Source organism: Mesorhizobium sp. M0060 (assembly GCF_040323155.1).
Classification (GTDB): Bacteria; Pseudomonadota; Alphaproteobacteria; order Rhizobiales; family Rhizobiaceae; genus Mesorhizobium.
In genome coordinates this window covers 140,787-164,636 of the sequence record NZ_JAMYUP010000008.1, presented here as the reverse complement: position 1 = coordinate 164,636, position 23,850 = coordinate 140,787, and the positions used below count along the sequence as shown (strand labels likewise).

The window sequence follows — 23,850 nt, the reverse complement described above, 5'->3', positions numbered from 1 at the left end:
TCGCAGTGCGCCCGGGACAAGCTTCCAGCGACCACTCGGCGTATCCAGGGAGAACGGCAATGAACACCGCGACGAAGCCGGTAATCTCGGAGATGAGGCCCAAGATCACCGTCGTTGGGGTCGGCGGCGGCGGCGGCAACGCCGTCAACAACATGATCGCCGAAGGCCTGCAGGGCGCGGAGTTCATCGTCGCCAACACCGATGCCCAGGCCCTTGCCATGTCGAAGGCAACGAGGCTGATCCAGTTGGGCGCTCATATCACCGAAGGTCTGGGCGCCGGCTCCCTGCCCGAGGTCGGCCGTGCCGCGGCCGTGGAATCCATCGACGAGATCATGGACCACCTTGCTGGAACGCATATGTGCTTCGTGACCGCCGGCATGGGAGGTGGAACCGGAACAGGTGCCGCGCCGGTCATAGCGCAGGCAGCGCGGGCCGCCGGAATACTGACTGTCGCCGTTGTCACCAAGCCATTCGTCTTCGAAGGCAGGCGCCGCATGTACGCTGCCGATGAGGGCATCGAGCGCCTGCGCGAAAGCGCCGATACCGTCATCGTCATTCCCAACCAGAACCTGTTCAGGATCGCCGACGCCAGAACCACGTTCGCCGACGCCTTCGCCATGGCCGACCGGGTCCTCTATGCGGGTGTCGGCTGCATCACCGATCTGATCGTCAAGGAAGGCCTGATCAATCTCGACTTCGCCGATGTAAAGTCGGTGATGCGCGACATGGGCCGCGCCATGATGGGGACCGGCGAGGCCGCCGGAGAAGGCCGCGCCAAGAAGGCGGCGGAAGCGGCAATCGCCAACCCGCTGCTCGACGAAGCTTCGATGATGGGCGCCAAGGGCGTCCTTGTCTCGATATCGGGCGGCATGGACATGACGCTGTTCGAGGTCGACGAGGCGGCTACCCGCATCCGCGAGGAGGTCGACAGCGATGCCGACATCATCGTCGGCGCCATCTTCGACAAGGCACTCGCCGGAAAATTCAGGGTGTCGGTCGTGGCGACCGGCTTGCGGCGTGGCCTAGAGATTCCACTGCTCGCGGAACCGGAAGTTCGCATGAACTAAACCGCGTTATCGCTGCAACTCGCTCGGCTGATTGCCAGCCTCGCGCCACCACGGCCGCGCGCCGTCGATGACTTCCATGGCGCGTGCAGCAAAACGGCGGGCGAGAGGCGCCACATCTGCCGCATTGGTCGCAACCGCGCTGCCGGCCAGCACCCGGTCGGCAATGCCGACGAAAATCACGGCAAAGCGGAACATGGCAAACACCAGATGGAAGCGCTGCAGCGGCGCCGTGGGAACGGCGTGGGCGAAGTAGTGATCGAGGAATTCGCGCTGTGTCGGAATCCCGAGCGCTGCCTGATCGAGACCGAGGATGCCGCCATATTCATCTGCTGAGGAGTGCCAGGGCATCGAGCAGAAGCCGAGATCGGCAAGCGGATGGCCGAGCGTCGACAATTCCCAGTCGAGTATGCCGATTACCTCGGGCCGCTCGGGATGAAAGATGAGATTGCCGAGACGGAAGTCGCCATGCGCGATCGAGACGCGGCCGTCGTCTGGGGGAAGATTTCGCGGCAGCCATTCGGCTACGGCTTCGAGCGCGGCGATGCGGTCGCTCGGCGATTCCCGCAACTGCCTGGTCCAGCGCGCGATCTGCCGTTCAAAATAGTTCCCGGGACGGCCATAGTCGCCCAGCCCGATCTCTTCCGGCCGGACGGCGTGCAGTTTTGCCAGCGCCTCGGCCATGCCGAAATAGATGCCGCGCCGCTCGTCCCGCGCCAGTCCCGGCAACGCGCCATCGTGGAACACCCTGCCGTCGAGCCGCTGCATCAGATAGAACGGCGTGCCGAGCGGCTCGTCGCCGTCATGAAAGAGCACCGGCCGCGGCACCGGCACGTCTGTCGCCGCTAGCGCTTCGATCACCCGGTATTCGCGATCGATGGCATGAGCGCCGCGCAGGATCGGTCCCGAAGGTTTCTTGCGCAGCACCATGCGGCGGCCGCCGTAGTCGACGAAGTAGGTCGGGTTGGATTGGCCGCCGACGATCCGCTCAAGCGCCATCTGACCATCGCCAAAATGCGCTCTCAGAAAATCCTCCAGGCGCGTTGGATCGAAATCCGTTCTCATGCCGGCTCAGCCGTTCTCGCCGCGACCTGTTTCGTCTTGCGTGCCGGCTTCGACATGCCAGCGCCAGAAGCCTGCACCTTCCTCGTTGAGGAAGCGGTTGAGTACCATCTTGTGGACCTCGTCGGCGCCGTCGACCAGGCGAGCCTGGCGGGCATAGCGGTAGATCCATTCAAGCACCGTGTCTTTCGAATAGCCGCGGGCGCCATTGATCTGGATCGCCACGTCGGCGGCATCGTGCAGCACATTGGCGACCTGGATCTTGGCCATCGAAACCTCCTTGCGGGCAAAGCCGCCGCGATCGAGTTCCCAGGCCGCCTTCATCACCAGCAAGCGGCCGATCTCGATGCGCATGGCAAGGTCGCCGAGCATCAGCTGGATGCTCTCCCTGTCGGCCAGAAGCTGCCCGAAACCGGTGCGCTCGGCGGCATAGGCGCGCGCGATCTCGATACAGCGCTTGGCAAGTCCGAGCCAACGCATGCAATGGGTGAGCCGCGCCGGACCGAGCCGGACTTGGGTAACCCTGAGGCCGCTGCCTTCGCCGGCAAGCACGTCCTCGACCGGGACTTCCAGGCCGTCGAATTCCAGCTCGCAATGGCCGCCATGTTCTTCCGGTCCCATGATCTCGATACGCCGCAGGATCCGCCAGCCCGGCTGGTCCTTGTGAAACAGCAAGGCCGAAAGCCCGCGACGCGGATCGTCCGAGGTGCGCGCAACGAGGATGAAATGGCTCGCCTCTTCCGCCCCGGTGATGAACCATTTGCGGCCTTTGACGACATATTTGTCGCCGCGCCGCTCGGCTCTGGTCACGATCATCGACGGATCCGAGCCGCCGCCCGGATGCGGTTCCGTCATTGCGAATGCCGAGCGCACCTTGCCCTCGACGATCGGCTTCAGCCATCTTTGTTTCTGCTCCGGCGTCCCCAGCCTTTCCAGCACCATCATGTTGCCGTCGTCGGGGGCCGCGGAATTGAACACGACCGGACCGAAGATCGAGCGGTTCATCTCTTCGTAGCAGACGGCCATATCCATCTTGGAAAGCCCGGCCCCGCCGGTCTCGGCTTTCAGCTGCAGGCACCACAGGCCGGCCGCTTTCGCCTTGCCCCGCAGCGTTTCGAGCAGCGGCAGCGCGATGTTGCCATGGCCATCATAGGAAGCCTTGTCTGCTTCGAGCGGCAGGATTTCGCGCTCGATGAAGTCGGCGATCCGGCTGCGAAAGGCCTCGGTGCGGACGGGAATGTCGAAATTCATGGCGCTCACAAGGATGAAACGGGGGCCATCGGCTCCGATGGTCAAACCAGCAGTGTAGCCGCCGGCATCGGATGCGAGCAACAGCAGCGCGTCGAACCGTGTCTAGCGCGGTCCAAAGCGCCCGGTTCGATATGGATCGATCCCGGCCGGCGTGCTGCCGATGCCGGTCGAATTGCTACGTCCGCGACAATGCTCAGATCAATTCGATGATAGCGCAACCATAGCCGTCCAGCGTCAGCACTCCGGAGACAGGCCTTTCGCCGTCGAGCAGGTTGCCGCCCGCGGGAACGCCAGTTACCGCAACCGGCGTGTCCTTGATGTTTTGCACGAACAGCAGCCGGCGCTCGTCATTCTCGCGCATCGTGACCTCGACGCCGTCCGGCAGATCCGGAACCAGAGGCTCCACATTCGCGTCCGCGAAAGTGCGGGTCGCGAGCTGAGCTGTCAGTTCCGGAGTCAAGTAGGTGCCGACATAGAGCACACGGCCCTTGCCGACCGCGCGGGAGGTAATTGCAGGCATTCCCTCCGCGTAGCGGTTCGACCAAACCCCGATAATTTCGACATCCGGTTCGACTGCGAGGTTCTCATAGAAATAACCGGCATCGAACTCGTGATTGCCGACGGAAAAACGACGGATACGGCGGCTGGATTCGGCCGGTCTGTCGGGGGGAATGACGAGCCCCCCGGAGCGCGACATGGTGTTGAACAGGCCGTTGGCCCCAGGTGCCGCCAAACGTCCGAAATCCTCGACGCGAACGCCGGTCAGCTTCGACAACGACCGACCTGGCGCCGTTTCGCGGATGACGTGGTTGTTTTCGTCGCGGGTTCCGGTGCGCGCGCCGATGATGACGGTGCCACCATTTTCGGCAAAGACTTGCAGCCGCTCGGTCCAGCGGTCCTTCCAGATCACCCAGTGCGGCACGTAGAACACCCTGAGCTTCGACAGATCGTCTTCCGGGTGGATGAAGCCGCAGGCGATGCCGCGGTCATAGCAATACTGATGCAGTAAGGTTGCGTCGTCCTGCGGACTCGGCAGGCCGATGGGGAAGGTCTTGTGGGCTTCCTGATTATCGAAGTCCGAGCCGGCGATGCCGACATCCATCCGCACATAGGTGCCCAGGATCTTGTCTTTCAGCGCCGTCATCTCGGTGGCGAACTGCCTGGCTTCGTCATAGCGCTGGCGAGCGACATCATCGTGGTCGATGATGCCCATCCAGTATATCTCGGCGCCGAAATGCGCGGGACGCCAGCGGAAGAACATGATGCCATCGGCGCCACGCGCAACCGACGACATCGCCATGCGTCGCATTTCGCCCGGCTCCGGCGTCAGCGTGCAGAAGCCCGGCTGGGCGCCAAAACCCGACTGTTGTTCCGGCACTATGTAGTTGCCGGAAAATCCCCGGCAGATGTCGAGATGCAGCGCCTGGATCTTGGCGTGATTGCCGAGGCGAAAGAACTCGTCATAGAGGAACGGATAGATGTCGTAGCCGACGAAGTCGAGATCGGTGGAGAATTGGCCGCGAAAGTCGATGTCGCGCAATCCGCCAAGATTGTGGAAGATGAACCAACCGGCATTCGCGGCTCTCAGGATCTCGACCTGGTCGTGCTGGAACCGTGCCGTCGAGAAGGCGAGAAAACGGTGGTAGTCCTGGAGGTGACCGGGACCCGGAAAGGACGGTGAGAATTCCAGCGGGAAGACAATTTCGCTGAAATCGCCGTAAGCCGTTGCCCAGAAGTCGCCACCCCAGACGAAGTTCAGCCTTTCTATCGTCTTGTAAGTTTCTCGCAGATAAGCCTGGAATTCCTTCAATGCCGACGGCGAATAGGATTCCGGCATGCTGGTGTTGAGTTCGTTGTCGGTCTGCCAGCCAATGACATTTGCATTGTCGCGGTAGTGGTCCGCCATCGCCTTGGTGATCTTGCGGCTATAGTCGCGAAACACCGGGCTGCTGGTGTCGGCATACTGGCGCGAGCCGTGGCTCATCGACCGGCCATTTCCATCAAGTCGCAGGATTTCCGGGTGCTTTGCGGTCAGCCAGCGCGGCGGGGTGGCGGTCGGCGTGCACAAGATCGTCTTGACGCCGTGACGCGCGAGGCCCTCGATTGCCCGGTCGAACAGGTCGAAATCGAAGGTGCCTTCACGCGGTTCGAAAATGTGCCAGGCGAATTCGCCGAGGCGGGCGACGTTGAAGCCGGCCTCGGCCATGCGCCTGGCGTCATTGTCCCAGTAACTCTCGTCCACATGCTCGGGGTAATGCGGCACGCCGACCAGAAAACGGTCGGTCTGGATCGTGCGCCAGACCGATAGGGGGCGGCCGTTTGAAGTCTTGTTCACGAAGGATGCTCCTGCAGATCAGTCGGCGATGGTGGGTTTGCGGGCGCTGATGGCCCGCTCATCGACAGAGGAAAAGAGATAGACGTCACGCGGCTCGACCTTGAAGCCGACGCTCGCATCGGCAGAGACGGCGCTCGCATGGCCGATCTGGACGGTGACGTTGCCGCTGCCGCTTTCGGAACTGACGCATTGCAGCGGGCCGGCGTCGGCATAGAGGATGGTCTCGCGGCCGAGATGCTCGACCAGCCGCACCCGTCCTGCAAAGCTCGCTGTCTCTTTCGTGACCAAACTGATGCTCTCCGGCCGGATCCCCATCGTCACCCTGTCGCCGACTTGTACGGATGCCGCTTCCGTCAGTTCGACAGTCAAGGGAGAGAGACCGGCGGTCGACAGCGTGGCGCCGCCGCTGGAGACAGCGGCGACGGTCACTTCGAAAAAATTCATCCGGGGTGCGCCGAGGAAGCCCGCGACGAAAAGATTGGCCGGATTGCGGTAGAGTTCGAGCGGAGCGCCCACCTGCTCGACCGAGCCGCGATTGAGCACGACGATACGGCTCGCCATTGTCATCGCCTCGGTCTGATCGTGCGTGACATAGACCATGGTGGCGCCGAGCCTGGCGTGAAGATCGGAAAGCTCGACGCGCATCTGCGTGCGCAGCGCGGCGTCGAGATTGGAAAGTGGTTCGTCGAACAGGAACACGTCGGGCGAGCGGGTGATGGCGCGGCCGATGGCGACACGCTGACGCTGGCCGCCGGAAAGCTGTTTCGGCCGCTTGTCGAGTTGGTCGGTGATGCGAAGGATCTTGGCGGCTCGCAGCACGGCGGCGTCGATCTCGGCCTTGGGGCGATGCGCCATGCGCAGCCCGAAACCCATGTTCTCGGCGACCGTCATATGCGGATAAAGCGCATAGGACTGGAAGACCATGGCAATGCCGCGCTCACCCGGCTCGGTGCAGGTGACATCGCGGCCGTTGATGAGAATTTCACCGGACGAGACGGTTTCAAGCCCGGCAATGATCTTCAACAGCGTTGACTTGCCACAGCCGGAGGGCCCGACGGTGACGATGAACTCGCCCTGTTCGACACTGAGATCGATGCGGCGCAGCGCGTGATAGGTTCCATAGTTCTTTTGTATCTGCCGGAGTTCAAGACTGGTCATGGAGCCCTGCTTGCGAAATCGGTTTCAGATCGGGCGATGCCCTAAAGCCATGGCTGTTCATCCCTTGACCGCTCCCATGGTGAGGCCGGTGATGAAGTGCTTCTGCATGAGGAAGAACATGACGACCGGTGGCAAAGCCACGACGATGGTTCCAGCCGAGATCAGGTTCCAGGCCGAGACCCATTCGCCGCGCAGATTGGCGAGGCCGGCGGTGACCGGCTTGACGGTATCGCTGATGGTGAGCACCACCGCCCAGAAATAATCGTTCCAGATGAAGGTGAAGAGCAGGATGGCCAGCGCCGCGAGAGCCGGCCGCACCAGCGGGACCACGACATGTACTAATGTCTGAAACGGTGTCGCACCTTCCGCCCTGGCGGCCTGAAACAGTTCTCCCGGCAGGGCAGCAATGAAGTTGCGCATGAACAGTGTCGCAAACCCGGTCTGGAAGGCGATGTGGAAGATGATCAGGGCCGCCATCGTGTCATAGAGATTGAGCCGCACCATGAGATCGCGAACCGGGATCATCATGATCTGGTGCGGCAGGAAGTTTCCGCCGACGAACAGGGCGAAGACGAGCATGTTGCCGCGAAATCGGTAGCGGGCGAGCACGAAGCCGGCGAGCGTGCTCAAGATGAGAACGCCGATCACCGAGGGGATGGTGATGGTCAGGCTGTTAAGGAAGTAGCGGGCCATCGGCGTCTGGGTGAAGACCGCTGTATAGTTGTCGACCAGGCCGAATTGCGTCGGCCAGCCCCACAGATTGCCGCCCATGACATCCTGCGTAGAGCGGAACGAGGTGAGAATGATGGCAAAAAGCGGTGCCAACCAGACAATCAGGATGCCGATCACCAGCACGACATAGAGGCGACGCTGCCAAATAGCAGTTTCGGGAATCGGGCGAGGAAACATCAGCCGCCCCTTTCATCGGCACGGATCATCCGCGTCAGGTACCAGGCGATGAAGGCTGCCATGATCACGAACAGCACCGAGGCAATGGCCGCGCCATAGCCGAAGCGGTAGGAAAAGATCGATTGCTCGAACATCTGGTAGGCAAGCACCTCGGACGAACCGAAGGGGCCGCCGCTGGTCATCACCGAGACCATGTCGAAGGAACGCAGTGCGCCGACGACGGTGACGGCGATGGCGATAAAGGTGACCTGCGTCAGCTGCGGCAACACGATGTGGCGCAGCATGTTCCAGCCCCTGGCGCCGTCGACCCGCCCGGCGCCGATCAGGTCTTCGCTGAGATTGTTGAGGCCGGCGAGATAGAGCACCATGCAGAAGGCGATCTGCGGCCATAACGCTGCGATCACGACGGCGAAGGTGACGAAATTTTCATCCGACAGCACTGCCGGGGCGGTCGCGCCGAAGGTACGGAAGATCAGGGCGAGAAGCCCGAATTCCGGCGTATAGACCCAGGTGAAGACAACGCCGACGGCAACCGAAGCCAGCACCAACGGAATGAAGAACAGCGATTTGAGGAGGCGCATGCCGCGGATTTTCTGGTTGACGAGCAGCGCGATGGCGAGGCCGAGCGGCGGCGCCAGCATGAACATCACCAACCAGATCAGATTGTTCTTCAGCGAAACATAGAACTGTGGATCGGCGAACAATTCGCGGTAGTTGCCAAGGCCGATCCAGACCATCGGGCTGAAGCCGTCCCATTCGTGCAGACTGATCCATAGGCTCTCGACCGCAGAGGCCAGAATGACGACGGAAAACAGCACAGCGGCTGGCAGTATCAGAAGTGTCGGTGTCAGCCACCAGCGATGGCGGCGCCAAAGCTTCGTCATTTTGGGAGACCTCATTCACCGGAAGCATCGGGGAGCGGGGGCACGAACCCCGCTCCCCTCCGCTGGGAGCGCTAGATCTTGAAGATCCGGCGACGAGTTCCCTCGAGACGCTGAAGAATGGCATCCCGGCGCTCCGGCTTGGCCATGAATTCCTGGAAACCGACCAGACCCGCCTGGGCCATGTCGGGATCGGTATCGCGGTCGTAATATTGCGACGTGCCGGCCACCGTCTTCAGGCTTTCCACAGCCGCGTTGACCAGCGGGTCCTTGCTGGCTGGAAGGTCGTTGCGCGGCGGAACGTTGCCGCCAGGTTCCAGATAGAGGCCGAAATTTTCCGGCTGGTAGAAGAAGGCGAGGAACTCGCGGGCACCCGCCTTGTTCTTGGCGTTGGCCGGGATGTGGACCGAATTGACCGAGAATTCTTCGTAGCGGTCGAGGGCGCCGTCAATTTTCGGGAAAGGGGCGAATGTCAGCTGCTCGAGATCCTGCTCAGGGAAAGTAGCCTTCACGAAGGCGCCGAGGTTCATCATGCCGGCCTTCTTCTGGGCGAGGAAGGCGCCGGCCTCCTGCCAGCCGAACGACGTTTGATCCGGCGTGAAGAAACCCTGCTTGATCAGCTCTTCCCAGTGGTCGAAAACAGGCTTCAGCGCCGGGTCGGTATAGGCCATCTTGCCGTTCATCAAGGCAAAGTGCTTGTCGAGACCATTGATACGCAGGTTCATCTGGTCGAACCATCCGGCCGCCGGCCAGAGTTCCTTGGTGCCGATGCTGACGGGGATTAGGCCTGCGGCCTTGGACTTCTGGCCGTAAGCCAGGAATTCGTCCCAGGTCGCCGGTACCGTAAGTCCGTGCTCGGCAAAGACGTCCTTGCGATAGAACATGCCCCACATCGTGCCGCCGGTCGGCAGTCCATACTGCTTGCCGTCGACCGTGACGGCACCGGTGGTAGCACCCAGCACGTCCTTGTACTTTTCCTTCTCGAACAGATCCGAAATGTCGTCGAACAGGCCGCGGTTGACGAAGGCACGCATGCGGTTTCCGGAGAACCAGAAGCAGACATCCGGCGCGCCGGCCACAAGGTAGTTGCGGATCGCGGTCTTGTGGGCCTCGTGATCCATGTTGTTGATCACAACCTTAGTGCCGGACTGCTTCTCGAAATCGGCCGCGATGCGCCGCAGAATCTGCAGCGCATCGGCATTGTTTTCGTCTGAAATGATGGTGACTTCGCTCGACTGGCTGAGTGCCGGCATCGGGAAGTCCGCAAGCGCTGCGGCAGAAATGCCGCCGGCTCCCTTCAGGAAATTGCGCCGCGTCGACGGCTTTTCAATCCACTTGAACGTCATTGTCACTCCTCCCTTTTGTCAATTCTCGGCCGGCACTCCGGCAGGCGCGGTCGTTCTCCTCAACGGCGCTTTGCGAACCCGACAACTCATCTCCCGGGCAAGACAACATGCTTGCCCGCTCCTTCAGAGCGCGATGACGTTGCCGGGGTATGAACCGGATTAATTTCGCTGACCCCGGTTCGGGTGTTGAACAGTTGGGCAAAGTTATGCATATGTTTGATCGAGAGGCAATAATTAATTTACAAAATTAAGAAAGCAAATTTGTGAAGCTCAAGGGTGACCCGAGCACGACCCGGGCGATGAACCGCAGACTGATCCTCAATCTCTTGCGGCAGGAGGGTGCGCGCAGCCGGGCCGACATAGCGTCCGTTACCGGCCTCAGTCCGGCGGCCGTTACCTTCGTCGTGGCGGACCTCATCGAGGAAGGCCTGTTGATCGAGGGCAAGACAGTCGTGGGCTCGGCCGGGCGCCGCCCTATCCCGGTGGATATCAACTATGCCAACGGCCTCGCCATAGGCTTCAAGCTGATGGTCGGGTCGGTCGAATGCGTGGTCACCGATCTTGCGACCAATCCGCTGGGCTCCATGCGCGTCAAGCTCTCGGACAGCGATCCAGACCATATCATAAAGACCTTGGCCAAGGCGGTGCCGGAGCTGATTTCGATTGTCGATCGGCCCGGCGCCAAGCTTGCCGGGATCGGCGTTTCAATGCCTGGCGTCATAGACAACCAGAAGGCCGTGTGTGTCCGCAGCAATCGCTACAACTGGGACAACGTCCCCCTTGGCCCGATGCTGGCCGAACGAGTGGACGTCCCCGTGTGGCTTGAGGACGACACCAACGCCTATGCCATTGCCCAGCAACTCTTCGGCCTCGGACGCCAGCACCGCAACATGGCGGTGCTGGCGATCGGCGTCGGGATAGGCTGCGCGCTCGTGTTCGAAGGCAAACTCTATCGCGGCGCGAACGGTGCCGCCGGCAAGTTCGGCCACACCTCCTATGAGGAAAACGGCCGCCTTTGCGAGTGCGGAAAACGCGGCTGCCTGATGGCCTATTACGCCGAGCCGGCGATCCTGCGCACCTGGCGCGAAGCCACCGGGCACGGCGAAGCGGATAGCAAAGCCACCCTTATGGCAGCCTTGGCAAGCCGCGAACCGCGAGCCGTCGCCATTCTCGAAGAAGCCGGACATGGGATCGGCCGGCATCTCGCTAATCTTGTCAACATCACCGACCCGGAGGTCATTGTCGTCGGCGGTGAAGCGGTGTCGTTTGGCGATGCGCTGTTTGGCCCGATGCGGGTGACGCTCGGAAAAAACACCTTTCGCCAAGCGCCGCCAATGCTGCTGGACTGGGAGGACAATTCCTGGGCAAGAGGAGCGGCTGCACTCGTGACGCAGAAGCTCTTTGATTTCGAAACATCGGCCGGCAACGCCGCGCCGCTTTCAAAGCAGGCTCTATGGTCAGCATAGAGCGATGAACTGGGCAGCCCTGCTCCTGCTCGACAATGAACAGCCAAGTGGAATTGGCGCCTCAGGCCGCCCGAACGCTGCGCGCTCCGCGCGCCCAGGCCGGCAGCCAATCGCTATGCGCAACCAGCAAATCATCGACCAGCGACCATATCTGGTCGAGGTCGAGTTCAGCCGCCGTATGCGGGTCCATCATCGCCGCGTGATAGATGTGCTCGCGGTTCTCGGTCATCAGCGCCTGAACCGTCAGTTCCTGCACGTTGATATTGGTGCGGATCAATGCGGTGAGTTGCACCGGCAGGTCGCCGATGAAGGTGGGCTGAATGCCGGAGGCGTCGACGAGGCATGGCACCTCGGCCGCACAATTATACGGCAATGACATAATGCAGCCATTGTTGCGGACGTTGCCGTAGATCACCGAAGGTTCCCCGGTCCAGACCGAGTTCATGATCGAGGAGGCATATTCCTTCGACTGCTCGACCTCGATCTTGTCAGCCGAGCGATAGGCTTCCGCTTGCCCTTTCCAGCGTTCGATCTGCTCGATGCAGCGCTTCGGGTATTCGTCCAGCGGGATACCGAATTTCTCGATCAGATCCTCGCGCCCTTCCTTGATGAAATAGGGCGTGTATTCCGCGAAATGCTCCGAACTCTCGGTGACGAAATAACCGAGGCGCTTCAGCATCTCGTAGCGGACCTTGTTCGGGCAGCGCGGGTTCCATCCCGGCTTCGGCGCCCGCCCTTCGCTGTAGGCGCGCAGCAGATCCGGATAGAGGTTGCGGTAGGAGCCATCCGGCTGGCGATGCTCGAAGCTGAGATAGAAGGCCATGTGGTTGATGCCGGCCGAGCGGTAGCGAATCTCCTCGTAGGGAAGGTCGAGATCATGCGCCAGCTCCATCGCCGTGCCTTGCACCGAATGGCAAAGCCCGACCTGCTTGATGTCTGGGTATTTTTCCGCGATCGCCCAGGTGTTGATCGCCATCGGGTTTACATATTGCAGCATGATCGCCTGCGGGCAGACCGCGAGCATGTCTTCGCAGATGTTCCAGAGATGCGGTACGGTTCTCAAACCCCGCATGATGCCGCCGACGCCGAGCGTATCGGCGATGGTCTGGCGCAGCCCGTATTTCTTCGGGATTTCGAAGTCGGTGACCGTGCAGGGCTCGTAGCCGCCGATCTGGAAGGCGACGACGACAAAATCGGCGCCCGCCAGCGCCTTGCGCTGATCCGAATAGGTTTCGGCCTTTGCCTTTACGCCGAGCGTCGAGATCAGCTTGCCGACGACGATTGCGCTTTCTTCGAGCCTCTGCGGATTGATGTCCATCAGCGCGATCGTCGCGCCGGATAAAGCCGGACGCTGCAATATGTCGCCGACGATGTTCCTCATGAACACGGTCGAGCCAGCTCCGATGAAAGCGACCTTGGGATTTCTTGCCACGACAACCTCCGGAATATGCAATCAGGCTACCTCGAACGCGGCTTTGACCAGCCGTTCGGTGTAAGCGGTTTTGGGATTGGACAGGACTTCGCCGACGGGTCCCTCTTCCACGATCTTGCCGTGCTGCATGACGATGACGCGGTGGCACAGCGCCCGCACGACCTTGAGATCGTGCGAGATGAAGATGTAGCTCAGGCCCCGTTCCCGCTGCAGCTTGCGCAGCAATTCTATGATCTGCGCCTGGACTGAGAGATCCAGCGCCGATGTCGGTTCATCGAGCACGATGAATTCCGGTTCGAGCGCGACAGCGCGGGCAATCGCAATACGCTGGCGCTGGCCGCCGGAAAACTCGTGCGGGAAGCGCGACAGGATATCGCCGGGCATGCCGGCGCTGATCAGTGCCTCGCGCACCCGCTCGATCCGATCGTTCTTCGTGGCGCCGATGCGGTTGACGACCAGCCCTTCCTCGATGATCTGGCCGATCGTCATGCGCGGATTGAGCGACGAAAACGGATCCTGGAAGACGACCTGCATGCGCGACCGCAACGGCCGCATCTGCGCCCGCGAATGGCCATGGATCGGCTGCCCATCGAAATAGATCTCGCCGCTATCCGTGGTGTTGAGCCTGAGCAACGCTTCGCCGAACGTCGTCTTGCCCGATCCGGATTCGCCGACGAGGCCCAGTGTCTCGTGCCGCCGAAGGGTCAGGCTGAGGCTGTCGACGGCGACAAGCTCGCGCAGGTCCGGCTTCATGAACGTGCCATGCCGCAGCATGAAGGAGACGCGGACATCCTTGGCTTCAAGAATGACGTCGGCGCCTTCCGGCAACGGATTTGCCTGGCCGCGCGGTTCGGAGGCAAGCAGATGGCGTGTGTAGGCATGCTGCGGATCGGCGAACAGCCTCTCCGTCACATTGTGCTCGCACATTCTCCCATGCTGCATGACATAGACATAGTCCGAGAACTGCCGCACCACGGTCAGGTCGTGCGTGATCAGGATCACTGCCATCCGCAGTTTCTTCTGCAGGTTGCGGATGAGATTGAGGATCTGCGCCTGAACCGTCACGTCGAGTGCCGTCGTCGGCTCATCGGCGATCAGCACATCCGGATCGTTGGCCAGCGCCATAGCGATCATCACACGCTGGCGCTGACCGCCGGAAAGCTGGTGCGGATACTGCTTCAGCCGCGCCTGCGGCTCAGGAATTTGCACCTGCTGCAGCAGTTCGAGCGCTCTTGCTTCGGCCTGCCTGCGGCTCATCTTGCGATGCACCCGTATTGCCTCGACGATCTGGCTGCCGATCGTGTAGATCGGGTTGAGCGAACTCATCGGCTCCTGGAAGATCATCGAGATGCGGTCGCCGCGCAGTTTGCGCCGGGCACGCTCGGAAAATTTCAGGATGTTCGACCCATTGTATTCGACGGTCGATTTCGGCGACACGACCGCGCGCTTCGACAATAGGCCCATGACGGTGCGCGCCGTCACCGACTTGCCCGATCCGGATTCGCCGACGATGGCGATCGTCTCGCCGCGATAGAGCTGGAAGGAGATGTCCTTGACGGCCTCGACCATGCCGTCCTCGACCTTGAAATCGACGGCGATGTTGCGGGCATCGATGACCGGGTTTTCCGAACGCCCGTCATGGTCGAGCCGGACAGGCGGTGCGAAGGAATTAACGAGCGCGTGTTGCATCATGTCACGTCAATACGGATCGACCGCATCGCGCAGTCCATCGCCAAGCGCGTTGAACGCGAAGACGGTGATAAGCACGAAGCCGACGGGCGAGAGGATCCAGGGATAGGTGCCGATGACCGAATAGGTCGCAGTGTCTTGCAGCATCAGGCCCCAGGAGATTAGCGGCGGTTTCACGGCGAACCCGAGAAAACCGAGGAAGGATTCGAGCAGGACGACACTGGGAATCGCCAATGTGACGGCAACGATCACGTGGCTCATCACGTTCGGAAAAATATGCTGCATGATGATGCGGCCGTCCGTGGCGCCGACCGCCATTGCGGCACGGACGTAGTCGATCCGCGCCAGCGCCAGGGTCTTGCCGCGCACTTCGCGCGACATCTGCGCCCAGCCGAGTGCCGACATGACGACGATCACGAAAGCCAGGAAGACATTGGTTGGTGCCGTCACCGGAACGAGCGAGGTCAGCGCCAGGTAAAGCGGCAATTGCGGAAATGCGAGCACCAGTTCGACGAAGCGCTGGACCCAGACATCGAATGTGCCGCCGAAATAGCCCGACACCATGCCGACGGTCGTGCCGATCACGGTGACGATGAAGACCACGGTCAATGCAATCATCAACGAGATGCGCGAACCATAGATGGCTCGAGCCAGCACATCGCGGCCGAATTTGTCGGTGCCAAGGAAGTGCACGGGCTGGCCGTCGGTCGAGCCGAAGAAGTGCCGGTTCGCGGGAAGCAGGCCAAGCAGTCTGTACTCCGCTCCCTTGACGAAGAAGCCGAGCAGCCGCGGATGGTCGTAGTCCGGCCCGACGACGGGTTGGAAGGTGACCGGGTCGAGGTCTTCCGAATCCGCCAAGGCATAGACGCGTGGCTGGAAGACGAAATTGCCGTCCTTGTCATGGAAGCTCATCATCTGCGGCGGGGCAAAGCCGACATCGGTCACCTTGGGATCCATCGGCGCGAAAAAGTCGGCAAACACGGCCAGCAGCACCAGAAGCGCGATCAGGATGAGCCCGGCCATGCCGGTCCAGGACCGTTTCAGGCGGCGCCAGACGAGCGCGATGTGGCTCTCATTGCCGCGCGCCTTGATCTTGGCCGGTTCCTCGGCAAGCGGCGGCAGCGAGGGCTCGAAAGCAAGCATCTCAGGCCCCTGCATATTGACGCACACGCGGATCGAGCATGACGAGCAGCATGTCGGCGATGATGTTGCCGACGATCAGCGTCGCCGACAGCACCATCATGAAGGTCGCCGTGACATAGACGTCGCCGACCGCCATCGAGCCGACGATCGCCGGGCCAACGGTCGGCAGGGCAAAGATGATCGCCGTCTCGATCTCGCCGGTCAGCATGTAAGGCAGCACCACGCCCTGATACATGACCAGCGGATGCAGCGCATTGGGCACCGCATGGCGCATCACGACCGCACCACCGCTGAGACCTTTGGCGCGAGCGGTTTCGACATATTGCGCGTTCAGCGTGTCGAGCAAATTGCCGCGCATCACGCGCATGTTGTAGGCGAGCCCGCCGAAGGTGGCGATCGCGACAACCGGCCAGACGTGCGTGACGAGATCGAAGAACTTCGCCCAGGACCACGGCGCGCCGCCATATTGCGGCGAAAAGAAGCTGCCGATCTCGGACACGTTGAACTGGAAGACCAGCAGATAGACGATGATCAGCGCCATGAGGAAGCGCGGCACCGTCATTCCGAGGAACGATATCGCCGACAGCGTGCTATCGATCCAGCTGTACTGCCGGGTCGCCGCCCAGATGCCGAAGCCGATGCCCAGCACAGAAGCCAAGAGGTGGCAGACAAGCGCAAGCAGCAATGTGCGCGGCAGCCGCTCGCCCACCACGTCGGCGACGGGCTTGTTGTAATAGAGGCTGTAGCCGAAATCGCCGCGGGTGACGATGCCGGCGATCCAGTTCAGGTATTGCAGCGGAACCGGCTTATCGAGGCCATGCTCCACGCTATAAGCCTTCGCCTGGGCATCGGCCTCGGCAAAGGAGGCTCCGCCCTGGTTGATGAGCTGTGAGCGGATGTAGTCGGCATAGTCGCCCGGCGGTGCCTGGATGATAGCAAAGGTGACCAGGCTCAAAATGGCGAGAACCGGTATTGCGGATGCTATGCGCATAAGCAGAAATCGCAGCATCGGCCGTTTCTCTCCTCGCTCAGGTTTTCAATTATGCCTCACCCCCTGGCTTTGTCCCGGCCACGCCCGCAGCGCGGCCGGGAATTTTCAAGTCAGGGGAGGAAACTCAGTTCGTCGGACCCTTGTCCCCGGGTTTTCCGGGAAGCTGCTCGGGAAAGAGTTCATATTTCTGCTGCTTGTCGGCGGCCACCCAGACCCGCTCGCGGACGATCGAGTCCTCGGCCCAGTTGAACATGAAGATCGGCGTTCCCTGCGGGATGTTGGAGAAGCGTTTGTTGATGATCAGCGCGCCGGGATATTCGGTCAGCCCGACGGTGTAGACGTGTTCCGTCGAGATCTTCTGGAATTGCTTCATCAGGCTGGCGCGCTGGTCATTGGCCTGCGTCGAGACGAACTTGTTGACGATGTCGACAAGGTCCTTCTCGAACGGCATCAGATCGACTTGGCCATTTTCCGGAGCACGGTGATTCCAGCTGGTGCGTGGGCCGACGGGCGCGAGTTGCTCGGTGTTCTGCACGACCGAGGTGAGCTCCTGATCATTGCGCCTGACCATCCAGTCGAAACGGCCGGAATACATAGACGCGTCGCGCTGGATGCCGTTCAAGCCGTTCAGGACAACGCGAAGACCTAGCCTCTCCATCTGGCCGACGACGCCCTCCGCCAGGCTTTTGTCGGTTGTGTAGTCGTTGTTGACGAGCATCACGATCTCGACGTTCTTGCCGCCGGCGGTGCCGGCCGGAAAATTGACGAAGCCGTCGCCGTCGGTGTCCTTCAGACCTGCCTTGGCGAGTTCCGCTTTGGCGCCTTCGAGATCGAAGGGGTAGTATACGGTCGAGTTGCGGTCATAGAAGCTCGTGCCCGAGGAGAAGCCGCCCGGATAGATGGCGGTGAACGGGCCCTTGACCAGCGAGTCGCCGAGCGCCTTGCGGTCGAGCGCCATGGTGACGCCCTTGCGGAAGTCCTCGTTGCGGTTCAGCTCGCGAACCGCCTGCCCGCGCTCGTCGGGATTGCCCCAGCCATTGGCGGAGAAATTCATCCGCAGATTATAGCCGATCAGGCGTGGGCCGAAGGCAAGTCGTGCCGGCGCGTCCGGCTGCGCCGCACGTTTCAGCGAAGCAACGAAGTTTTCGGGCTGCTCCAGGTTGGAGATGTCAGCCGACCCTGCCACCGCCTGAACGTCGCGGTCGGCCCAGGTCGACAGCTTGTAGTGCAATTCGTTGAGATAAGGCAGCTGATTGCCCTTCTCGTCGACCTTCCAGTAGTAGGGATTGCGGCGCATGACGATGATGTCGTCCGGACGGTAGTCGACCGGCACCCAGGCGCCCATCACCGGCAGATTCATATACTCCGGCGGGAAGGCATTCTTGAACTGCTCGTAGGTGTTCTTCGAATATTTCGGATGTTGCGGCTTGAGGATATGCGAGGGGCCGGGGCAGAACGTGCCGTAAGCCATGGCGTAGAGGTATTGCTTCGGAAAGGCGTCCTTGAACGTCCACTCGACAGTGTAGTCATCGACCTTCTTCAGCGTCGTGCCGACGCCGAAGGTTTCCTGGGTCGCGCCGTTGAGAGGCGAAACGTTCGGATCCATGACCTCGTCGTCCCAGTAGAACATGACGTCATCGGCGTTGAACGGAACACCGTCAGACCATTTGGCGCCCTCGACCAGATGCATCGTCAGCGTGTGTCCGTCCTTCGACCAGTCCCAGCTCCTGGCGAGGTTCGGCAACGGCTCCGTGTCCTTGGCCTCGACCTGGAAAAGCGGCGCGGTGCGCGTCAGGCACTCGGAAAGGCCGATGTCGATGCCGCCCCAGCCTTGCGTCTGGCCCGCGCCGTAGTTCCAGCCCTCCGGTCGGCCGCCGATGACATGGCGCATCGTATCGCCGTAGACGCCGACGCCGTCCGGCATGTTGCCCGTCTTGAAGACCAGCGGCTCCTTCGGCAGCCGGTCCTTGACCGGCGGCAGCTTGCCTGCCTTGACGTATTTGTCGGTGACCCAATCGGGTTCGTGGTATTCTGGAAGTGCCTTGAACTCCAGGATGGAGTCGCGCGCGACGTATTTGATCTTTCCCTCGGCGGGAAATTGCGCGGGCACGGGCGGCACGGTCGGCTCGGATGCATATGCGCTCAGCGCCGAGGCCGAGACGCTAAGCGCCAGCCCGGCGAGAATGCCAATATCTCGAAAATTCCTCATCGTCTCTCCTCCCTGTTGTTCAGAAGCGCGTTGACGCCGCTCCGTTTCTCCTCGAACGATATGCAGACGGTGCGGCGCTGAATCCTCCGAAAATTGGCCGCCATCCGCTTGATGAAATTCAGACGGCCTGCTTGAGAGCCGCTTTTTCGGCACGCAACTCCTCGATCGAACGGACGTCGCGTCGTGCCGCACCGGCCCATTCGCGGGTCTTGACCCTGGATTTCGAAAGCCGCTCCTTCGCAGCCGGCACCGCGCCGGCATATTGCGGCAGCCAGCGGGCCTGGGCGACAACCATCTCGTCCACCATCTGCCAAACCTCTTCCGGCGTCGAAACGGCGCCGACCAGCGGGTCGTGCAGGACGGCGAGCTTCAGCAGGTCGATATCGCCGGAGATCGCAGCGTGGACCGACATGCGCTGGACGTTGATCGAGGAAATGCATGTGGCGGCGCAGGCCTCCGGCAGCGCGATGCCGGCGGCCATGTTGATGCCGAAGCGGTCGACGAAGCCGGGCGACTCGATGATCGCATCCTGCGGCAGGTTGGTGATGATGCCATTGTTCTTGACGTTGAAATGGCCGCGATAAACGCGATTCGTCTCCAGCGCCTCGAGAATGTGGCTGGCGTGCTCGTTGGAGCGCTTCGCGGGGTCGATCGGCCTCGCGGCGGATTCCAGAAATTGCGGGAACTCGGTTTCGAACCAGTTGCGCGTTTCGGTCGAATAACGAAGGTAGCCGCCGGTCTCGCCGTGGATCCAGTCGGACATGTCGATCCAGCGGGTGATTTCGTCCGGCCGCTTGCGGTACCAGGGCAGGTATTCGGAAAGATGGCCGTTGCTTTCGGTCGAATAGACGCCGAAGCGCTTCAGGACGTCGATGCGCAGCTTTTCCTGCTGCGAATAGACCGGATGCGCCTCGAAGGCGGCTACCAGCTCGTCGTTGCCGATCTTGCGGCCGTTGAGACGCAGGTCGATGAACCAGGTCTGGTGATTGATGCCGGAGCAGATGTAGTCGAGCTCGGTGCGCGACTTGGCGCCGAGCACCTCGGCGATCTGGTCGGCGCCGTGCTGGACACCGTGGCAGAGGCCGACAGTATCGACCTTGCCGTATTCGATCGCCGCCCAGGTGTTCATGGCCATCGGGTTGGCGTAGTTCAGGAATTTCGCGCCGGGCTCGGCGACTTCGAGGATATCCTTGCAGAAATCGAGGATTACCGGGATATTGCGCTGGCCGTAAAGAATGCCGCCGGCGCAGATTGTGTCGCCGACACACTGGTCGATGCCATATTTCAACGGAATGCGTATGTCGTCGGCATAGGCTTCGAGACCGCCGACGCGAACGCAGCTGATGACGTAGCGGGCACCCTCGAGGGCAGCACGACGGTCGGTCGTTGCCGTAACCTTGGTCGGCAGCCTGTTGAATTCGACGACCCTGTCGAGGATCGACTTGATCATCTGGAGGTTGTGCTCGCTGAGATCGGTCAGCGCGAATTCGACATCCCTGAATTCAGGAACGCATAGAATGTCTGTGAACAGCTTCTTGGTGAACCCGACGCTTCCCGCACCGATGATAGCGATCTTGAAACTCATCAGTCTCACCTCGACCTGATCGAATGTAAGGGCAAAGGCGGTGAAAAGAGGCCTGGCCCACCTGCCCTGGCATGCAGGCTGGAATCCGGCACTTCCTCCCGTCCGCTCTTTGACCGCAGTTTCTTTTGCTTTTCTCAGGGGATTATGCGCCTAATTCAGCAAGGGACCAGAGAAGGATTATGCTTTCAGGGGTAATTTTGTGCTGCGGAACTTGATCGACACCGGGCCGGCGGGCAGGACGGTATCGCTGCCGCGCGGCCGCCAGCGCCTGCACACCATGCCGACAAGCACCGGCTATGAAGTGCGCGAAAACGAGGTCTACGACTGGGATGGGCGCAAGCGCGGCCAGACGCCGTTTACGGTACTCCAGCATACGATCAGCGGTACCGGCCAATTGCGCTATGAGAACCGCAACTACCGCCTGCAAAAGGGCGATACGTTGCTGGTTCTCGTGCCGCACAACCATCGTTACTGGCTGGCCAAGGGGGACCGCTGGGAATATTTCTGGATATCAATGAACGGCGAGGAGGCGCTGCGCATCCACAAGTCGATCCTTGCCGCCGTCGGTCCGGTGCTACGGCTGCAGCCATCGACGATCGATCATCTCGCCGATTGCAGCGTGCGCCTGATCACGGGAGCGGTCTCGCCTGGAGCCGCCTCGGCCGTCGCCTATGAAGCAGCCATGGCGCTCTACGACGATGTCTTCGGCTCGCATGCCGTCACCGACGAAAAGAGCGCCATGCAACCGGTCATCGACCACGTCAAGGCCAATCTCGACAGGCCGCTCCGTGTTGCCGATCTGGCCGAAATCAGCGGGCTGAGCCGTGCGCATTTCTCGCGCTGCTTCGCCGAGAGTGAGGGTCTTCCACCTGCCGAATTCGTGCTGCAGCAGCGACTGCAGCGCGCGGCGAAGTTGCTGACGAAAGCCGATTTCCTGCCGGTGAAGGAGGTCGCCATCATGTGCGGCTTTGAGGATGCCAATTATTTTTCGAAGGTCTTCCGCCGCCTCTACGGCATCAACCCGACGCAATTCCGCACCAACGGAATGTACGCCAGCATGGGACCGCCCCGATAGCTTTGGCGCCGCGCTTGGCGTCGGGTGCGGGAACGCTTTTGCTTCCCCTTGGTTTAAGACAGGAGTGCCTGTTCGCCGCCGCTGGCAACGCCATGATCGGCGCTCGCCGCGGAGATCAAGCCGTAACTCTCGGGTAAGAACAGACTTCAGGGAGTGATCGATGAACAATCCCGATCCGAACGACCCGAATCCGCTGCCGGACAATCCCAATCCGGAGCCAGCTCGGCCGCCCACCCCGCCGGAGACTCCGCCGGGTGAACCTCCAGGCGTACCGCCGCCTTCGCCTGATCCTGTTCCGTCGCCGGACCAGGAGCCGATTGGGATTCCTCCCGGCACCCCGTCCGAAATTCCTTCGGAACCGACCTTTCCCGGGCCGACCGCCTGAAGGGCGGTCGGGGTGGAGGATGGCAGGGTGATCTCGGCGAAGCGCTCGAAACGGGTCTTGCCATGGAACGTTTTGCGCTGGCGCTCATTCACCCTTCCATCATGCAATTCGGCGGCGGACCCTGCAACCAAAGGAGGTTAAAGTGAAAGTTGGCAACTGCATGACAAAGGACGTCGAGATCGCCAATCCGCAGCAAACCCTGCGCGATGCGGCAGAAATGATGGCGCGCCTCGATGCCGGCGCGATGCCGGTGGGCGAGAACGACCGGCTCGTCGGCATGATAACCGATCGCGACATCGCAATCCGCGGCGTCGCCCAAGGCAAGACACCTGACGCCAAGGTGCGGGAAGTGATGAGTACCGAGGTCAGGTATTGCTTCGATGACGAAGACGCGGAGGATGTTCTGCGCCACATGGCTGACCTGAAAGTGCGCCGGTTGCCGGTGCTTAATCGCGACAAGCGCCTGGTCGGCATCGTTTCGCTGGGCGACCTCGCCACTAACAGCGAGACGGCGACAGCAGGTGAAGCGCTAAGCGGCATATCGCAACCCGGCGGCGAGCATTCGCAAACGATACACTGACGGCGCACCATCGGCCGAACCGGGCGGCATCTTCCGGCCTATGGCCCGTGACCGAGCTGCCGCCCCGGAAGACCGGATGGACACCGGCCTGCCGGCGAAACTGTTCAGAGGCTGAACTGGACGGCAAACCGACGAGGAGCAAGTCATGATTACCATGAAGGCAGTCCGTATCCACGATTTTGGTGGGCCGGAGGTTCTTTCGCTGGACGACGTTCCGTTGCCTCAGCCGCGCGACGATGAGGTCACGCTCAAGGTCTGCGCGGCAAGCGTCAATCCAGTCGACTACAAGGTTCGCGAAGGCTCGTCAGGCGCAGATCTGCCCGTCACGCTCGGCCGCGACGTATCCGGCGTGGTGGAACTGTGCGGCACGCGGGCCTATACGCTGAAGAAGGGCGATCCGCTTTATGCCATGCTCGGCCACGACCGCGGCGGCAACGCCGAATATGTCGTCGTCAAGGCGACGGAGGCGGCGGCGAAGCCGCAACGTCTAAGCCACGTCGAAGCCGCTGCCGTGCCGCTTGCGGGCCTTGCCGCGTGGCAGGGCCTTTTCGTCCACGGCGGCCTCAAATCCGGGCAGCGGATCCTCATCCATGGCGGCGCCGGCGGCGTCGGCCATCTGGCGGTGCAGTTTGCAAAGGCTGCGGGTGCCTTCGTCGCGACGACGGTGTCCGCGCAAGATTTCGATTTCGTCCGCGCGCTTGGCGCCGACCAGGCGGTCGACTACAAGAACCAGCGTTTCGAGGAGGTCGTCGAAGACGTCGACCTGGTCTTCGACCTGATAGCGGGCGAAACGCAGGACCGCTCCTGGGACGTGCTCAAGCCCGGTGGGACGCTCGTCTCAACCCTTTCTGAACCGTCGGCGGAAAAGGCCCGCCTGCATCGGGCCAGCGGCGTTTCCTATATGACCAAGCCGAACGCAGCGCAGCTTGCCGAGATCAGCCGCCTCATCGACGCCGGGAAGGTCAGGCCATTCGTGCAGGCAATCTATCCTCTCGAGGAAGTCGCCAAGGCCGAGGAACGGCTTGAGAGGCAGCATACGCGCGGCAAGATCGTGCTTCAGGTAGCCGCCTGAGCAGAGAAGTTGGCTTTGTCGAGCTTTGGCACCTCGCCGAAGAACCGGCTGCAGGCAAATTTGCGGAGTGCTCGGACCCGGTCCGTTTCCTGCTGCTCAGCTGCCCGGCGGCCGAGAGTTTGACACAGGACGGCGCGCCGGGCCTGGCCGGCTTAGGCAGGCGCCGGCCGAAGCAGCATGAGCTGGGTTTGCCGGGATACGCAAATCAAACAAATCA

Annotated in this window: 18 protein-coding genes; 5 read left to right on the top strand and 13 right to left on the bottom strand. The window is 61.6% G+C overall.

Annotated elements, in window-relative coordinates; genetic code table 11:
* Window positions 1–59 precede the first annotated feature (59 nt).
* Complete coding sequence (ftsZ, locus tag NKJ94_RS10970) at window positions 60–1,067, top strand: cell division protein FtsZ (protein WP_352524904.1); 1,008 nt, start codon at window positions 60–62, stop codon at window positions 1,065–1,067.
* A gap of 6 nt (window positions 1,068–1,073) precedes the next feature.
* Here ftsZ and NKJ94_RS10965 read toward each other — a convergent pair whose 3' ends face one another.
* The 7 genes from NKJ94_RS10965 to NKJ94_RS10935 form a co-directional block, all read right to left on the bottom strand.
* Complete coding sequence (locus NKJ94_RS10965) at window positions 1,074–2,129, bottom strand: phosphotransferase family protein (RefSeq protein ID WP_352524903.1); 1,056 nt, start codon at window positions 2,127–2,129, stop codon at window positions 1,074–1,076.
* A 6-nt stretch (window positions 2,130–2,135) separates the two neighbouring features.
* Complete coding sequence (locus NKJ94_RS10960) at window positions 2,136–3,377, bottom strand: acyl-CoA dehydrogenase family protein (protein ID WP_352524973.1); 1,242 nt, start codon at window positions 3,375–3,377, stop codon at window positions 2,136–2,138.
* Between the two features lie 193 nt (window positions 3,378–3,570).
* The gene (locus NKJ94_RS10955; RefSeq protein WP_352524901.1) at window positions 3,571–5,712 is read right to left on the bottom strand and encodes a beta-galactosidase; all 2,142 of its coding nucleotides are present in this window, start codon (window positions 5,710–5,712) and stop codon (window positions 3,571–3,573) included.
* 18 nt (window positions 5,713–5,730) lie between these two features.
* A complete protein-coding gene (locus NKJ94_RS10950) occupies window positions 5,731–6,870 on the bottom strand; it encodes an ABC transporter ATP-binding protein (protein WP_352524900.1) in 1,140 nt (379 codons plus the stop codon).
* 57 nt (window positions 6,871–6,927) lie between these two features.
* Window positions 6,928–7,779 carry a carbohydrate ABC transporter permease gene (locus tag NKJ94_RS10945; RefSeq protein WP_352524899.1) on the bottom strand — a complete coding sequence of 284 codons (852 nt, stop codon included), beginning with the start codon at window positions 7,777–7,779 and terminating at the stop codon, window positions 6,928–6,930.
* Window positions 7,779–8,663 (bottom strand): carbohydrate ABC transporter permease, encoded by an 885-nt coding sequence (locus NKJ94_RS10940; protein ID WP_352524898.1) that lies wholly within the window; start codon window positions 8,661–8,663, stop codon window positions 7,779–7,781. The genes NKJ94_RS10945 and NKJ94_RS10940 overlap by 1 nt, the downstream gene beginning before the upstream one ends.
* A gap of 71 nt (window positions 8,664–8,734) precedes the next feature.
* On the bottom strand, window positions 8,735–10,006 hold the full coding sequence (locus tag NKJ94_RS10935; RefSeq protein WP_352524897.1) for an ABC transporter substrate-binding protein: 1,272 nt from the start codon (window positions 10,004–10,006) through the stop codon (window positions 8,735–8,737).
* A 263-nt stretch (window positions 10,007–10,269) separates the two neighbouring features.
* Between NKJ94_RS10935 and NKJ94_RS10930 the strand changes: the two genes are divergently transcribed.
* On the top strand, window positions 10,270–11,472 hold the full coding sequence (locus NKJ94_RS10930) for an ROK family transcriptional regulator (protein WP_352524896.1): 1,203 nt from the start codon (window positions 10,270–10,272) through the stop codon (window positions 11,470–11,472).
* 61 nt (window positions 11,473–11,533) lie between these two features.
* Here NKJ94_RS10930 and NKJ94_RS10925 read toward each other — a convergent pair whose 3' ends face one another.
* The 6 genes from NKJ94_RS10925 to NKJ94_RS10900 all read right to left on the bottom strand — a co-directional run bounded on the left by NKJ94_RS10925 (window position 11,534) and on the right by NKJ94_RS10900 (window position 20,521).
* Complete coding sequence (locus NKJ94_RS10925) at window positions 11,534–12,904, bottom strand: alpha-glucosidase/alpha-galactosidase (RefSeq protein WP_352524895.1); 1,371 nt, start codon at window positions 12,902–12,904, stop codon at window positions 11,534–11,536.
* A 21-nt stretch (window positions 12,905–12,925) separates the two neighbouring features.
* A complete protein-coding gene (locus NKJ94_RS10920) occupies window positions 12,926–14,593 on the bottom strand; it encodes an ABC transporter ATP-binding protein (RefSeq protein WP_352524971.1) in 1,668 nt (555 codons plus the stop codon).
* A gap of 9 nt (window positions 14,594–14,602) precedes the next feature.
* On the bottom strand, window positions 14,603–15,736 hold the full coding sequence (locus tag NKJ94_RS10915; RefSeq protein WP_352524894.1) for an ABC transporter permease: 1,134 nt from the start codon (window positions 15,734–15,736) through the stop codon (window positions 14,603–14,605).
* A gap of 1 nt (window position 15,737) precedes the next feature.
* Window positions 15,738–16,745 (bottom strand): ABC transporter permease, encoded by a 1,008-nt coding sequence (locus NKJ94_RS10910; protein WP_352524893.1) that lies wholly within the window; start codon window positions 16,743–16,745, stop codon window positions 15,738–15,740.
* Between the two features lie 106 nt (window positions 16,746–16,851).
* Window positions 16,852–18,936 (bottom strand): ABC transporter substrate-binding protein, encoded by a 2,085-nt coding sequence (locus NKJ94_RS10905; protein ID WP_352524892.1) that lies wholly within the window; start codon window positions 18,934–18,936, stop codon window positions 16,852–16,854.
* A gap of 118 nt (window positions 18,937–19,054) precedes the next feature.
* Window positions 19,055–20,521, bottom strand: a complete 1,467-nt coding sequence (locus tag NKJ94_RS10900; RefSeq protein WP_352524891.1) for an alpha-glucosidase/alpha-galactosidase — start codon at window positions 20,519–20,521, stop codon at window positions 19,055–19,057.
* A 277-nt stretch (window positions 20,522–20,798) separates the two neighbouring features.
* Here NKJ94_RS10900 and NKJ94_RS10895 point away from each other — a divergent pair, with 277 nt between their 5' ends.
* From NKJ94_RS10895 to NKJ94_RS10885, 3 genes are all read left to right on the top strand, one after another.
* Window positions 20,799–21,596, top strand: coding sequence for an AraC family transcriptional regulator (locus NKJ94_RS10895; RefSeq protein ID WP_352524969.1), 798 nt, complete (start codon window positions 20,799–20,801; stop codon window positions 21,594–21,596).
* A 527-nt stretch (window positions 21,597–22,123) separates the two neighbouring features.
* On the top strand, window positions 22,124–22,561 hold the full coding sequence (locus tag NKJ94_RS10890) for a CBS domain-containing protein (protein ID WP_352524889.1): 438 nt from the start codon (window positions 22,124–22,126) through the stop codon (window positions 22,559–22,561).
* Window positions 22,562–22,706: 145 nt separating this feature from the next.
* Window positions 22,707–23,633 carry an NADP-dependent oxidoreductase gene (locus tag NKJ94_RS10885; protein WP_352524888.1) on the top strand — a complete coding sequence of 309 codons (927 nt, stop codon included), beginning with the start codon at window positions 22,707–22,709 and terminating at the stop codon, window positions 23,631–23,633.
* Window positions 23,634–23,850 lie beyond the last annotated feature (217 nt).

What these genes read in the sequence shown, in the direction of transcription:
- ftsZ (WP_352524904.1), top strand. Translation starts at nt 60, where the DNA reads ATGAACACCGCGACGAAGCCGGTAATCTCGGAGATGAGGCCCAAGATC.
- NKJ94_RS10965 (WP_352524903.1), bottom strand. Translation starts at nt 2,129, where the DNA reads ATGAGAACGGATTTCGATCCAACGCGCCTGGAGGATTTTCTGAGAGCG.
- NKJ94_RS10960 (WP_352524973.1), bottom strand. Translation starts at nt 3,377, where the DNA reads ATGAATTTCGACATTCCCGTCCGCACCGAGGCCTTTCGCAGCCGGATC.
- NKJ94_RS10950 (WP_352524900.1), bottom strand. Translation starts at nt 6,870, where the DNA reads ATGACCAGTCTTGAACTCCGGCAGATACAAAAGAACTATGGAACCTAT.
- NKJ94_RS10945 (WP_352524899.1), bottom strand. Translation starts at nt 7,779, where the DNA reads ATGTTTCCTCGCCCGATTCCCGAAACTGCTATTTGGCAGCGTCGCCTC.
- NKJ94_RS10940 (WP_352524898.1), bottom strand. Translation starts at nt 8,663, where the DNA reads ATGACGAAGCTTTGGCGCCGCCATCGCTGGTGGCTGACACCGACACTT.
- NKJ94_RS10935 (WP_352524897.1), bottom strand. Translation starts at nt 10,006, where the DNA reads ATGACGTTCAAGTGGATTGAAAAGCCGTCGACGCGGCGCAATTTCCTG.
- NKJ94_RS10920 (WP_352524971.1), bottom strand. Translation starts at nt 14,593, where the DNA reads ATGCAACACGCGCTCGTTAATTCCTTCGCACCGCCTGTCCGGCTCGAC.
- NKJ94_RS10915 (WP_352524894.1), bottom strand. Translation starts at nt 15,736, where the DNA reads ATGCTTGCTTTCGAGCCCTCGCTGCCGCCGCTTGCCGAGGAACCGGCC.
- NKJ94_RS10910 (WP_352524893.1), bottom strand. Translation starts at nt 16,745, where the DNA reads ATGCTGCGATTTCTGCTTATGCGCATAGCATCCGCAATACCGGTTCTC.
- NKJ94_RS10905 (WP_352524892.1), bottom strand. Translation starts at nt 18,936, where the DNA reads ATGAGGAATTTTCGAGATATTGGCATTCTCGCCGGGCTGGCGCTTAGC.
- NKJ94_RS10900 (WP_352524891.1), bottom strand. Translation starts at nt 20,521, where the DNA reads ATGAGTTTCAAGATCGCTATCATCGGTGCGGGAAGCGTCGGGTTCACC.
- NKJ94_RS10895 (WP_352524969.1), top strand. Translation starts at nt 20,799, where the DNA reads ATGCCGACAAGCACCGGCTATGAAGTGCGCGAAAACGAGGTCTACGAC.
- NKJ94_RS10885 (WP_352524888.1), top strand. Translation starts at nt 22,707, where the DNA reads ATGATTACCATGAAGGCAGTCCGTATCCACGATTTTGGTGGGCCGGAG.